The organism is Pseudomonas putida (genome assembly GCF_001976065.1).
Taxonomy (GTDB): Bacteria; Pseudomonadota; Gammaproteobacteria; order Pseudomonadales; family Pseudomonadaceae; genus Aquipseudomonas; species Aquipseudomonas serbica.
Window position 1 is genome coordinate 137,120 of sequence record NZ_MNAH01000009.1, and the last position, 13,117, is coordinate 150,236.

Consider the following 13,117-nt stretch of genomic DNA (forward strand, 5'->3'; position numbering starts at 1 on the left):
CGGCGCTCATGGCCTGCATCGGCGGCGATGCTCAGGTGACCTGGCGACATGGTGGGACCTCCTTGGCAATGAGCGAACATTCACGGATTCATGAAACGCAGGCACAAAAAAGCGCAGGCCCGTAAACCGGACCTGCGCCGAGGGAACATCAGTCTTCTACTTTCGGAATCTTGCGCGGTGCCATGAAGTACATCCAGATCAGCGCGATGAAGTACATCGCCGGGATCAGGGTGAACAGCACGGTGTAGTTGTTATTGGTAACGGTCAGGATGTGGCCGACCAACTGGGTCATGAACATCCCGCCGATCGCCGCACACATGCCGCCGAAGCCAAACACCGTACTCATCATGTACTTGGGCGTGTAGTCCATCACCAGGCTCCAGATGTTCGCGGTCCAGGCCTGGTGTGCACCAATGGCCAGGGAAATGGCGGCCACCGCGACCCACAGGTTGCTGGAGCCGGCTGCCATGATCACGCCGATGATGCAGCAGGCGAACAGGAACATGGACATCAGGCGCGCCTTGATCGGGTTGACGCCGCGGCCAATCAGGAACGAGGACAGGATCCCGCCACCGACACTGCCGAAGTCGGCGGTGAGGTAGATGATGATCAGCGGGATACCCATCTGGGTCACGTTGATGCCCAGGTTGTACTGCTGATTGAGGAACGGAGGCAGCCAGTACAGGTAGAACCAGAACACCGGTGCTGTGATCGAGTAGGCGAGGGCGAAGGCCCATGTGCCGCGCATGCGCAGGATTTTCGAGAAGGGTACGCGGGCTTGTTCCGGCTCCACTTCGTTCTGGATGTAGTCCAGTTCCGACTGTTTGACGCGTGGGTGATCTTCCGGGTTGAAGTATTTCAGGCCCCAGAACACCAACCAGATCCCGCCCAGTGCCGCCATGCACAGGAACGCCGCCTGCCAGCCCCACACATGGAGAATCAGCGGCAGCAGCATCGGCGTGAACATCGCGCCGACGTTGGTCCCGGCGTTGAAGATACCGGTGGCCACGGCACGCTCGCCGGCCGGGAACCACAGGCGGGTGGTTTTCACACAGGCCGGGTAGTTGGCGGCCTCGGTCAGGCCGAGAATGAAGCGGCAGACCATGAAGCCGACCGCCGACGTGGCCAGGCCGTGGGCGCCGGTCGCCAGGCTCCAGAGCAGAACGGCGCAGAAGAACACGCGCTTGACGCCGACCCGGTCGATCAGGCGGCCTTGCAGCACGAAACCGATGGCGTAGCCGACCTGGAACCAGAAGTTGATGTTGGCGTAGTCCATCGCCGTCCAGCTCATTTCCTTGGCCAGGATGGGCTGCATGACGCCGAGGGCGGCGCGGTCGATGTAGTTCAGGGTGGTGGCGAAAAACACCAGCGCCAGCATGCCCCAACGGGTTTTGCCGACAGCCATGGCGCCGCGGATCTTGTCGCCGATGCCGCCAGTGGCAGCGCTCATGGCCGGAGCCATGCGTGAGCTATGTGTAGGATTCATGTGGGCCATCCGTTCAATGACTGACAAGCGAAGCTCGTCGAGGCTTCAAGGGCGCGTGATCAATCGAGGGCGACGGGCGCGGTTGGACTGATCGGCTGTGTTCGTCGGCTGACGAGCTATTCAGCAAGCGGCACGTGGGTGCCAGGGGTGCGCGGGGTTCGGATGGACGCCAGGCAAGGCGTAATGACAGTGGTGTAATCGAGCAAGGCGTTGAAGGAGCGCATGAGCGTATACCCGTTTTTTGAAATTTTTATGTGGTGTTCAGGGTCTTGTTAACTGGAACCGATGATTAATGACCGGACCCAATGTGGTGTTGATGTTGCGCAGTGGACGAAAAATCGTCAATTCGCTAACAGCCATTCTGTTCGATAATCGCACGAAAAACTAACTGGATAGTACACTTTGAATTGCCGTGAGGAATCACCAGGCCAATAATTCAATCAAAGCTAAACGCAATCCCTGTAGAGGCCCGGCTTGCCGGCGATGGCGTCCGCGAGATCGCCATCGCTGGCAGCCGGGCCCTGCAACAAGCGTGCGATGTCCTAACAAGATTGCCTCCACCACCGGGAGTCGAAATATGCAGCGTTCCATTGCCACCGTGTCCTTGAGCGGTACCCTGCCGGAAAAACTCGAAGCCATTGCCGCCGCCGGTTTCGACGGCGTGGAGATCTTCGAGAACGACCTTCTCTACTACGACGGCAGCCCGCGAGAAATTAAACAGATGTGCGCCGATCTCGGGATCGCCATTACGCTGTTTCAACCATTCCGCGACTTCGAAGGCTGCCGCCGTGACCGTCTGTCGCGCAATCTGGAGCGGGCCGAGCGCAAGTTCGACCTGATGCAGGAGCTCGGCACCGACCTGGTGCTGGTGTGCAGCAACGCCTCGGCCGACTCCATCGGTGATGAACAGATTCTGGTCGACGATTTGCGCCTGCTGGCCGAACGCGCCGGCGCGCGGGGCCTGCGTATCGGTTACGAAGCGCTGGCCTGGGGTCGTCATGTCAATACCTGGCAGCAGGTGTGGAACATTGTCCGCCAGGCCGATCATCCGAGCCTCGGCGTACTGCTCGACAGTTTCCACACCTTGTCGCTCAAGGGTGACCCGAGCGCCATCGCCGAGATTCCCGGCGACAAAATTTTCTTCGTGCAAATGGCCGATGCACCGATCCTGGCCATGGACGTGCTGGAGTGGAGCCGGCATTTCCGCTGCTTCCCGGGCCAGGGCGAATTCGATTTGCCGGGCTTCCTCGCGCCGATCATCAAGAGTGGCTACACCGGGCCGCTGTCGCTGGAAATCTTCAACGACGGTTTCCGCGCCGCACCGCCACGGGCCAACGCTGCTGACGGTCTGCGCTCGTTGCTGTACCTGGAAGAGAAAACCCGCGAGCGCCTGGCCCAGGAAGCCAAGCCAACGGCCAACCCCGAGATTCTGTTCGAGACGCCGAAGGCCAGCGAATACAACGGCATCGAGTTTCTCGAATTCGCCGTGGACGAAAGCCTCGGCGCCAAGCTCTCCCATTGGCTGGAGCGGCTGGGTTTCGTCAAGGCCGGGCAGCATCGCTCCAAGAGCGTCAGCCTGCTGCGCCAGGGCGAAATCAACCTGATCCTCAACTCCGAACCGTACTCGTTCGGCCACAGTTTCTTCGAGGCGCACGGTCCATCCCTTTGCGCCACGGCCGTGCGAGTCAAGGACAGTGCCAGTGCGCTGGCCCGGGCCGTGGCCTACAAAGGCCAGCCGTATCGCGGATTGGTTGGCCCCAATGAACTGGAACTGGCCGCCGTGCGCGCGCCGGATGGCAGCCTGATTTACCTCGTTGACGAGGATGCCGATGTCTACGGTACCGACTTCAACCTGCAGCCAGCCGCAGTGACCGGTGGCGGCCTCAAGCGCATCGACCACATGGCCATGGCGCTGCCCGCCGACAGCCTCGACAGTTGGGTGTTGTTCTACAAGAGCCTGCTGGACTTCGAGGCCGATGACGAAGTGGTCCTGCCTGATCCCTATGGTTTGGTGAAGAGCCGTGCACTGCGCAGCCGTGACAGTTCGATCCGCCTGCCGCTGAATATTTCCGAGAATCGCAACACCGCGATCTCACACGCCTTGTCGAGTTATCGCGGCTCCGGCGTGCACCACATCGCGTTCGATTGCGACGATATCTTTGCCGAAGTCAGTCGCGCCAAGGCGGCGGGCGTCCCGTTGCTGGATATTCCGCTCAACTACTACGATGACCTGGCAGCACGCTTCGATTTCGACGACGAGTTTCTCAGCGAACTGGCTTATTACAACGTGCTGTACGACCGTGATGCCCAGGGTGGTGAGCTGTTCCATGTGTACACCGAACCGTTCGAGGGGCGGTTCTTCTTCGAAATCATTCAGCGCAAGAATGGATATGCCGGTTACGGTGCGGCCAACGTGGCGGTGCGCCTGGCAGCCATGGCCAAATCCCGCAGCGGTGCCGTGCGTCAGGCAAAGTTGTAGGAAAATCGTAACTACGCTGACAAACCGCTGCCGCACGGCTTCCTTCACTGTGCGGCGCGGCTCATAATCGCCCACCTGTGCAGTGATGGCCGTGAGCCCGCAATGACAATGACTTCAGAACTCTCCGCAGCAGCACCCGATCAACCGGCTGCCGAACCGCGCAAGAGTCGCAAGAACAATCCGGAAAAAACCCGCGAGAACATCCTGCAGGAGGCAATTGTCGAGTTCGTTCAGCAAGGGCTTTCCGGGGCTCGCGTCGATGCCATCGCCGAGCGCATCCACACGTCCAAGCGCATGATCTATTACTACTTCGGCAGTAAGGAACAGCTCTACGTCGAGGTGCTGGAGAAGCTCTACGGCGATATCCGCAATACCGAAAACCGGCTGCACCTGGCTGAACTGCCGCCCGTCGAGGCGATTCGGCGGCTGGTGGAGTTCACCTTCGATCACCATGACCGCAACGTCGATTTCGTGCGCATCGTCAGCATCGAGAACATTCACAACGCCGAATACGTGAAACGCTCCGATGCGATCAAGGCCATGAACAACACCATTCTCGATTCACTGGGCGAGATCCTGCGTCGCGGTGCCGAGCAAGGTTTGTTCCGTACCGGCCTTGACCCGCTGGATGTGCATTTGCTGATCAGTTCGTTCTGCTTCTATCGCGTGTCGAACCGCCACACCTTCGGCGAAATCTTTCAGATCGACTTGCCGGATGAAAGCATCAAGCAGCGTCATCGGGAGATGATTTGCGAGTCGGTCTTGCGATACCTGCAGGCATAATCCAGCTGTGTGAATTGCCTTTGTAGGAGCCAGCCAGCCGGCCGGCTCCAATAAGTCGCATCAAGTATTCATGCTTTGGAAGTGCTCAAGCATTCGCTTGGCATCCGGCACCACGCCGCTGAACAATTCGAACGCCTTCACCGCCTGGAACACCGCCATGTTGCCGCCATCGAGCGTCCGGCATCCCAGCGCGCGGGCATTGCGCAGCAGTTCGGTTTCCAGCGGGAAGTAAACGATCTCCGCCACCCACAGCTCGGCTCGAAGCAACTCGACCGGCACCGGCATGCCGGGCAGTTTTTTCATGCCCATGGGCGTGGTATTGACCAGGCCATCCGCCTCGGCCAGGGTCAATGCCAGATCGAGGCCGGCCACCGCGCGGTGACTGCCGAAATGTTGATTGAGATTGTCCGCCAGGCTCTGGGCGCGGCTGATTTCCACATCGAAAATGCTCAGTTGCCGTACGCCTTCGCTCAATAACGCGTGAGCCACCGCCGCACCGGCGCCACCGGCACCCATTTGCACCACGCACTCAACGGCAACGCCCTGCAAGCCACGTCGAAAGCCCTCGGCAAATCCCAGGCAATCGGTGTTGTGGCCGATGCGTTTGCCGTCCTTCAGCACCACGGTGTTGACCGCGCCAATGCCGCGGGCTTCTGGCGACAATTCGTCGAGCAGCGGGATGATCGCCTGCTTGCATGGAAAGGTGATGTTGAGGCCGGTGAAGTTCATTCGCTCGGCTGCCAGCAGCAGTTCGGGCAGGGCGTTGCTGTCGAGTTGCAGTTGATCGAGATCGATCAGGCGATACAGATAACGCAAATCCTGGGCATCGCCTTCATGCTCGTGCAGGGCAGGCGTGCGTGAAGCCTGGATGCCGGCGCCGATCAGGCCGGCCAGTACCGTTTGATTCTTGCTCATCACGCGCACCCCTTCAGACGTTGACCGAAATGTTCCAGTGCCAGGCGATAGCCATGGCTGCCAAAGCCCGCCATCACCGCAGTGGCAATGGCCGAGACGAAGGAGTGATGCCGAAACGCTTCACGGGCATGGACGTTGGACAGGTGCACTTCGATCACCGGCAGTTCGCTGGCGACCAGCGCATCGCGGATTGCCACCGAGGTGTGCGTCCAGGCGGCCGGGTTGATCACGATCCCGGCACAGCGGCCGCGGGCTGCATGGATCCAGTCGAGCAGTTCGCCTTCATGGTTGGTCTGGCGAAACTCCACCGCCAGGCCGAACTCTTCGCCGGCACGACCGCACATGGCGGAAATATCAGCCAGGGTTTCGTGGCCGTAGGTCGCCGGTTCACGGGTGCCAAGCAGGTTCAGATTCGGGCCGTTGAGCACCAGAATGATAGGGGGCATCAAGGTTTCTCCACTTATTATTTTTGGCGTTGGCCGAGGTTTCAGCCTGTGGAGATAAAATGTACCGGATAGTTAATTTGGTCAATTGTGCCGCCCGCTTACGGTCCGTTTGTGTGCGGTGATCGGACGGTTTCGTTTCAGCGCGGCAACTGCTCCACCAGGAAGTCGATAAACGCCCGCAATCGCAGGGGCATGTGACGACTTTGCGGATAGAGAAGAGTGAACGGTCGCGAGCGTCCCCCATAAGGTTTGAGCACTTCCACCAGCGAGCCTTCGGCCAGTTCCTTCTCGACGATGAATCGATAGGTCTGGAACAACCCTGCACCGTGTTTCGCCAGGGTCACGCCACCCAATACGTCGTCGGAGCAGCTGAAATTGCCCTCGGCGAGAATTTCGCACTGCACGCCATTGTCGTTGAACAACCAGGCAATGCGGCGGCCACTGCTGGGCAGTTCGTACTGAATGCATTCGTGCTGTTGCAGGTCGTCGAGGGTCTGAGGTGTGCCGGCCCGCTTGAGGTAGTCGGGGCTGGCAACCATTACCAGCGCAGCGTCTTCCAGTTGCCGGGCGATCAGGCCGGAATCCGGAATGGCGCGCACGCGGATGGCCATGTCATAACCTTCACCGACGAAATCGATGTTGCGGTTACTGATATGCGACTCGACCTTAACCGCCGGAAAGCGCGCGCGAAAGGCCGGCAGCAACGGCAGGATGCGGTGATGGGCATAAGTGGTGGGAATGCTGATGCGCAGGGTTCCTGAAGGCACCTGTTGCTGGCCCATGACCTCGCGCTGGGCTTCCACCAATTGCGCCAGTGCCTGGCGGCATTCTTCGTAATAGCGCCGACCGCTGTCGGTCAGCTTGACGCTGCGGGTGGTGCGCGCAAACAGGCGCACGCCGAGACGTTCTTCCATGCGCGACACCGAGCGGCTCACCGCGGCTGGAGTGACGCCCGCCACCAGCGCGGCGGCAGTGAAGCTGCCGGCTTCGGCGGCCAGGCAAAACAGTTCGATACTGCCCAGTTGAAGATCGTCGAATTGTCGCTGCATGATTGATTACACCGGGGATCAAATGAAGTCTGTAAGTCAGTATTTATCAAATGCCCGCACACAGATACCGTCAGCCTTACTTTTCGAGCGAGCAGGGGAAGCAGCCTGCCTTTGGCCGCCGGCATGCGGCAGGCCCCCTTGCAAGACAGCCGTCCTTGCGAAGGCTCGGCAGCGCTGCCAACGCCCACAAAAAAGCCGTCGTGATGACGGCTGATTTGTTTGTGGCCTCTGCAATCACCGGCGGGTCAACAACACCCCGGATTCCATGTGATGCGTCCACGGGAACTGGTCGAACATCGCGCATTGGGTGATGTGGTGGGTGTCGTGCAGCTGGGCAATGTTGGCCGCCAGGGTTTGCGGGTTGCAGGAAATGTAGAGGATGTTGTCGAAGCGGCGGGTCAACTCGCAGGTATCCGGGTCCATGCCGGCGCGGGGCGGGTCGACGAAGACGCTGCCGAATTCGTAGCTTTTCAGGTCGATGCCCTGCAGGCGACGGAACGGGCGCACTTCGTTCAAGGCTTCGGTCAGTTCTTCGGCGGACAAGCGCACCAGCGTGACGTTATCCACGGCGTTTTCGCTGAGGTTGCTCAAAGCCGCGTTAACCGAGGTCTTGCTGATTTCGGTGGCCAGCACTTTGCGCACGCGGGTCGCGAGCGGCAGGGTGAAGTTGCCGTTGCCGCAGTACAACTCCAGCAAATCGTCGGAGCGATCACCAAGCGCATCGTATGCCCAGTTGAGCATCTTCTGGTTCACGGTGCCGTTGGGCTGGGTGAATGCGCCTTCAGGCTGGCGATAGCTGAACGTGCGGCCGCCAACTTCCAGTTTCTCGACCACATAATCGTGACCGATGACTTCGCGCTTGCCCTTGGAGCGGCCGATGATGCTGACGTTCAGGTCGGCCGCCAGTTTGCTCGCCGCTGCATGCCAATGCTCGTCCAGCGGGCGGTGATAACACAAGGTGATCATCGCATCGCCGGCCAGGGTGGTCAGGAACTCCACCTGGAACAGCTTGTGACTCAGGGGCGCACTGGCTTGCCAGGCGGCCTTGAGCTGCGGCATCAACTGATTGATGCGCAGGCTGGCGATCGGGAATTCTTCGATCAGGATCGGCGTGCGTTTGTCTTCCTGGGAAAACATCGCGTAGTGGCGCTCACCGGCTTCGCGCCACAGGCGGAATTCGGCACGCAGGCGGAAGTTCTGCAGCGGCGAGTCGAAGACCACCGGCTCGGGTGCGTCGAACGGGGCCAGCAGGTCGCGCAGGCGCGTGACCTTGTCTTCGAGCTGGACGGTGTAGGCCTGGGAATCAAAAGTCATGCGTTGAACCAACCGAGCTTGATCACGAACAGAATCGACAGGATCACCAGCGCCGGGTTCAGCTCACGGCCACGACCGGACATCAGCTTGATGGCGGTCCAGGCAATGAAACCGAAGGCGATGCCATTGGCGATGGAATAAGTGAACGGCATGGCCAGCGCGGTGATTACCACCGGTGCGGCGACGGTGATGTCGTCCCAGTCTATTTCGGCCAGGCCGGATGTCATCAGCACGGCGACGAACAGCAGTGCCGGGGCCGTGGCGAACGCGGGAACACTGGCGGCCAGCGGCGAGAAGAACAGCGCCAACAGGAACAGGATCGCCACGACGACAGCGGTCAGGCCGGTACGGCCGCCCGCACTCACGCCTGCGGCGGATTCGATGTAGCTGGTCGTGGTCGAGGTGCCCAACAGGGAGCCGGCCATTGCGGCGGTACTGTCGGCGATCAGCGCACGGCCCATTTTTGGCATGTGACCGTCCTTGCCCATCAAGCCGGCGCGCTTGGCGACGCCGATCAGGGTGCCGGAATTGTCGAACAGGTCGACGAACAGGAAAGCGAAGATCACGCTGACCAGACCGATGTCCAGTGCGCCCTTGATGTCCAGTTGCAGGAAGGTCGGGGCCAGCGATGGTGGCATCGACACCACGCCACCGAACGGGGTGAAGCCCATGACGATAGAAGCGATGGTCACCACCAGAATGCCGATCAGCACCGCACCACGCACGGCGAGGGCTTCCAGGGCGACGATCAGGGCAAAACCGAGGGTGGCGAGGATCGGTGCCGGTTGCTTGAGGTCACCGAGGCCGACCATGGTCGCCGGGTTGCTGACCACGATACCGGCGTTGTGCAGGGCGATCAGCGCCAGGAACAGACCGATACCGGCGGCAATCGCCGAGCGCAGCGGCAGCGGAATACTGTTGATGATCCATTCCCGGATGCGGAAGATCGACAGCAGGAAGAAACACACCGCCGAGATGAATACCGCACCCAGCGCCACTTGCCAGGTATGGCCCATGTGCAGGACCACGGTGTAGGTGAAGAAGGCGTTCAGGCCCATGCCCGGCGCAAGCGCGATCGGGTAGTTGGCGATCAGGCCCATGGTGGTTGAGCCGATGGCCGCCGCCAGGCAGGTGGCGACGAACACCGCGCCCTTGTCCATGCCGGTCTCGCCGAGGATGCTCGGGTTGACGAACAGAATGTAGGCCATGGCCAAGAAAGTCGTGACGCCCGCCAGAATCTCGGTCCGCACGTTGGTGTTGTGTGCCTTGAGTTGAAACAGCCTTTCCAGCATGTCTGCTCCCCGTGGCGCGCCCGGCGCCGTGAATGTATCGACCTCAACAGCAAAGCACAGACCGCTGAACGCGCCTGGGAAATTACTGTGGGCCGGAAAAAGCCGCGCATCATACCAGCAGCGTGGGGTTATGGCTGCTTATGGCGGTGATCGTCGTCGATGTTTTGTGTTCAGTCCAAACCAGCCATACTGCGCGCTGGTTTTTTGCGGTGGCAATTTGGATGAAAAAGTGGCTGACGATCATGTCCGGTGTCTTGATGGCGTTGGCGCTGGCGGCACAATCCGCTTCAGCGGCATCGGCCCCCCCATTGACCCAGGTAAAAGTGCTCAAGGTCGAATCGCCAGGCTGTGGTTTTGAGACGATTGAGGAAGGACAGGCTCAGACCCGCTGCGACCACGCGGGCCCGAACATCAGGATCTATGTGCTGGAAGTGGGCTACGGCCGCAGCCAGCCCCATGTCACGCTCGATGGCTTCGAAGTGGACGGCACCCGCACGCCGGTGTGCGCTTATGAGAACGGCAACCTGACCGATTGCGCGCAAAGGACCAAGGTCGTCGGCAACCTGTACATTTTCAATCTGGCGGGTAGGCAGGAAGGTACGTTCACCTTCAGTAATACTTCGATCAACGCGCCGGGCAACACGCTGTCGACCCAGCTTTACATCAAGTAACGACGGCGGCTCGAACAGGGGACAGGAAAGCTGACTACGCTCTAAGGACCCTTCTGTGGATTGTTCCCATGACTTTTCGAGCCTTGATTACCCTCGCCGAGGGCGCCGATGACCTGCAGACAGTGACCTTGATCGATGTATTGCGCCGCGCCAAGGTCGAGGTCGTGGTCGCCAGCATCGAGGGGCGGCGCATGCTCACCTGTGCCCGAGGCACGCGCTTGACGTGCGATGCGATGCTGGTGGATCTACTGGCCCAGCCGTTCGATCTGATCGTCCTGCCTGGCGGCGCCACAGGGGCGCAGCACCTGACCGCTCATCAACCCCTGCAACAACTGGTCAAGGACCAGGCCGCGGCGGGCCGCCTGTTCGCCGGCATCGCCGAAGCGCCCGCGGTAGCACTGCAAACCTTCGGCGTGCTGCGCCAGCGACGCATGACTTGCCTGCCGTCGGCCAGCCATCAACTGTCGGGTTGCAACTTCGTCGATCAACCGGTGGTGGTCGACGGCAATTGCATCACCGCCCAAGGCTCGGGTGGCGCCTTGGCATTTGCGCTGACGCTGGTGGAACAGCTGTGCGGTAAAGCCACGCGGGCGATGGTGGCGGGGGAGTTGTTGGTATAGACGGCGTCAGGCGTGAGCGGCGATGGGTTTGATGGGCGGTTGCTCACGGTGCTCCGCTTGCCACAGATCATAATCGGTCTGTACCCCTAACCACATGCGGGCCTTGCCGATCCCTGCGCGTTCCAAACGCACGGCCAAATCCGGACTGACTGGTGCATGTCCATGCAGCACCCGCGACAGATGCGGGCGCGCAAACCCAAGGTGCCGGGCGAGTTCCGCGACGCTGATACCCAGTTCAGGCAATACATCCATCAACAGTGTTTCACCAGGGTGCGGCGGGTTGTGCATGGGCATGTCCTGCCTCCTGTCAGTGATAATCGAGATAGTCGACCAGTTCGATATCCGATCCGGTAAATCGAAAAATGATCCGCCAGTTTCCGGAAACGGTCAGTGACCAGTACTCGGCCAACTCTCCCTTGAGTGGATGTAACCGCCACCCTGGAAGGTCGAGGTCGCCGGGTACCGCTGCGCGATCCATGAATTGCAGCATACGGCCCAGACGTTTCGCATGATCTGCGCGAATTCCCCGAGTCGAGCCTGTTTCATAGAAGCCACGAAGGCCTTTGTGCTGAAAGGATCTGATCATGGGGGAAGTGTAAGGCGATACATTACACTCTATGCGTTAACTATGTATTGCACCTGGTCGGCAAATTTGTGATCGGCAGCGGCCTCAAGCCTTCACCTCTTCCACCGGCACATGCATCCGGTCGCGGTTGGCCAGGGTCGGGAACAGTTTGATCCAGGTCCCGGTAACCACCAGCGTGCCGATACCGCCCATGACCACTGCCGGCACGGTGCCGAACCAGTGGGCGGTCAGGCCGGATTCGAATTCCCCCAGTTGATTCGACGCGCCAATGAACAGACCGTTCACGGCACTGACCCGCCCGCGCATTTCGTCCGGGGTTTCCAGTTGCACGAAAGAGGCGCGGATCACCATGCTGATCATGTCGGCCGCGCCCAGGACCACCAGCACGGCCAACGAAAACCAGAACGAGGTCGACAGGCCGAAGGCGATCGTCGCCACGCCGAACACACCCACGGCGGTGAACATGACCCGCCCGACATTGCGCTCCACGGCGAACCGCGCCAGGAATAGCGACATCAGCAGCGCACCCACCGCTGGTGCTGAACGCAGCAGGCCCAGGCCCCACGGGCCTGTCAACAGAATGTCCTTGGCGAACACCGGCAGCAGCGCCGTCGCACCCCCCAGCAGGACGGCGAACAGGTCGAGGGAAATGGCGCCGAGGATATCCGGGCGACTGCGGATGAAACGGATGCCCGCCAAGAGTGAATCCAGCGTGGCCTTGCCCTTGTTCAGAGGCGTTTGCCGGGCGGGCAGGTTCAGCATCAATGCGCAGGCGATGAGGTACAGGATCACCGTCGGGCCATACACCCAGACACTGCCGAAGGCGTAGAGCAAGCCACCGAGGGCCGGGGCGACGATGGTCGCCGATTGCTGGGCCGATTGTGCGGCGGCCACGGCCCGGGGAAACAGTGCGCTGGGCACGATGCTCGGCAGCAAGGCTTGAGTGGTGGGCATTTCGAACGAGCGCGCGGCGCCGAGCAGGAACGCGAGGATGAAGATCATTTCCCGGGTGACATGGTCTGTCGCGCTGCCGATGGCCAGCGACAGGGCGATCAGCGCTTGCAGCGACTGGCAGATGGCCGCGACCTTGCGCCGGTCGTAGCGATCGGCGACATGCCCGGTGTGCAGCATGAACAGCACGCGCGGCGCGAACTCCACGAGCCCGACCAGGCCCAGGTCGAGCACGTTGCCGGTCAGTTGGTAGAGATTCCAGCCGATGGCCACGGTGAGCATCTGAAAACCGCTGGCGGTGAAGACCCGGGCCAGCCAGAAAGCGATGAAAGGGCGATGGTGACGTAACAGCAAGGGCTCATGGCTGGGCATTTGAAGGCAAGTCTGGGGAGGGAAAGGGCGAGATTATCACCAAGCTGTAACAGGAAGTTGCGAGGCGGGAAAATTTCGTTAGCCAAGCATCGATTTCACTGGCTGATGGCCCACTTCCTTCCGGTGATTCCGTTTCAACCTGTGACTGAAACC

The 13,117-nt window shown here is 60.7% G+C and carries 13 protein-coding genes; 4 read left to right on the forward strand and 9 right to left on the reverse strand.

Annotated elements, in window-relative coordinates; genetic code table 11:
* Positions 1-148: 148 nt before the first annotated feature.
* Positions 149-1,486: an MFS transporter gene (locus tag BKX96_RS25870; protein ID WP_046815759.1), complete on the reverse strand. Its 1,338-nt coding sequence runs from the start codon at positions 1,484-1,486 to the stop codon at positions 149-151.
* Positions 1,487-2,063: 577 nt separating this feature from the next.
* Between BKX96_RS25870 and quiC the strand changes: the two genes are divergently transcribed.
* The gene (gene quiC, locus BKX96_RS25875; RefSeq protein WP_077185831.1) at positions 2,064-3,965 is read left to right on the forward strand and encodes a 3-dehydroshikimate dehydratase QuiC; all 1,902 of its coding nucleotides are present in this window, start codon (positions 2,064-2,066) and stop codon (positions 3,963-3,965) included.
* Positions 3,966-4,067: 102 nt separating this feature from the next.
* On the forward strand, positions 4,068-4,748 hold the full coding sequence (locus BKX96_RS25880) for a TetR/AcrR family transcriptional regulator (protein WP_046815757.1): 681 nt from the start codon (positions 4,068-4,070) through the stop codon (positions 4,746-4,748).
* Between the two features lie 60 nt (positions 4,749-4,808).
* Here the strand turns inward: BKX96_RS25880 and BKX96_RS25885 are convergent, their stop codons facing one another.
* The 5 genes from BKX96_RS25885 to BKX96_RS25905 form a co-directional block, all read right to left on the reverse strand.
* Positions 4,809-5,663, reverse strand: coding sequence for a shikimate dehydrogenase (locus BKX96_RS25885; RefSeq protein WP_077185832.1), 855 nt, complete (start codon positions 5,661-5,663; stop codon positions 4,809-4,811).
* Positions 5,663-6,109, reverse strand: coding sequence for a type II 3-dehydroquinate dehydratase (gene aroQ, locus BKX96_RS25890; RefSeq protein WP_046815755.1), 447 nt, complete (start codon positions 6,107-6,109; stop codon positions 5,663-5,665). The genes BKX96_RS25885 and aroQ overlap by 1 nt, the downstream gene beginning before the upstream one ends.
* Positions 6,110-6,246: 137 nt before the next feature.
* Positions 6,247-7,158 (reverse strand): LysR family transcriptional regulator, encoded by a 912-nt coding sequence (locus tag BKX96_RS25895; RefSeq protein WP_077185833.1) that lies wholly within the window; start codon positions 7,156-7,158, stop codon positions 6,247-6,249.
* Between the two features lie 234 nt (positions 7,159-7,392).
* Entirely contained in the window at positions 7,393-8,472 is a 1,080-nt protein-coding gene (trmA, locus tag BKX96_RS25900) for a tRNA (uridine(54)-C5)-methyltransferase TrmA (RefSeq protein WP_077185834.1), read from the reverse strand.
* Entirely contained in the window at positions 8,469-9,764 is a 1,296-nt protein-coding gene (locus tag BKX96_RS25905) for an NCS2 family permease (RefSeq protein ID WP_046815752.1), read from the reverse strand. Before BKX96_RS25905 ends, trmA begins: the two co-directional genes overlap by 4 nt.
* Positions 9,765-9,985: 221 nt before the next feature.
* Between BKX96_RS25905 and BKX96_RS25910 the strand changes: the two genes are divergently transcribed.
* Both BKX96_RS25910 and BKX96_RS25915 read left to right on the forward strand, forming a co-directional pair.
* Entirely contained in the window at positions 9,986-10,435 is a 450-nt protein-coding gene (locus BKX96_RS25910) for a DUF4879 domain-containing protein (protein WP_077185875.1), read from the forward strand.
* Between the two features lie 68 nt (positions 10,436-10,503).
* On the forward strand, positions 10,504-11,055 hold the full coding sequence (locus BKX96_RS25915; protein ID WP_046815751.1) for a DJ-1 family glyoxalase III: 552 nt from the start codon (positions 10,504-10,506) through the stop codon (positions 11,053-11,055).
* A gap of 6 nt (positions 11,056-11,061) precedes the next feature.
* Here BKX96_RS25915 and BKX96_RS25920 read toward each other — a convergent pair whose 3' ends face one another.
* From BKX96_RS25920 to BKX96_RS25930, 3 genes are all read right to left on the reverse strand, one after another.
* Positions 11,062-11,349, reverse strand: a complete 288-nt coding sequence (locus tag BKX96_RS25920; protein WP_046815750.1) for a HigA family addiction module antitoxin — start codon at positions 11,347-11,349, stop codon at positions 11,062-11,064.
* A gap of 13 nt (positions 11,350-11,362) precedes the next feature.
* Complete coding sequence (locus tag BKX96_RS25925; RefSeq protein ID WP_046815749.1) at positions 11,363-11,641, reverse strand: type II toxin-antitoxin system RelE/ParE family toxin; 279 nt, start codon at positions 11,639-11,641, stop codon at positions 11,363-11,365.
* 84 nt (positions 11,642-11,725) lie between these two features.
* On the reverse strand, positions 11,726-12,964 hold the full coding sequence (locus BKX96_RS25930; RefSeq protein WP_046815748.1) for an MFS transporter: 1,239 nt from the start codon (positions 12,962-12,964) through the stop codon (positions 11,726-11,728).
* Between the last annotated feature and the right edge of the window lie 153 nt (positions 12,965-13,117).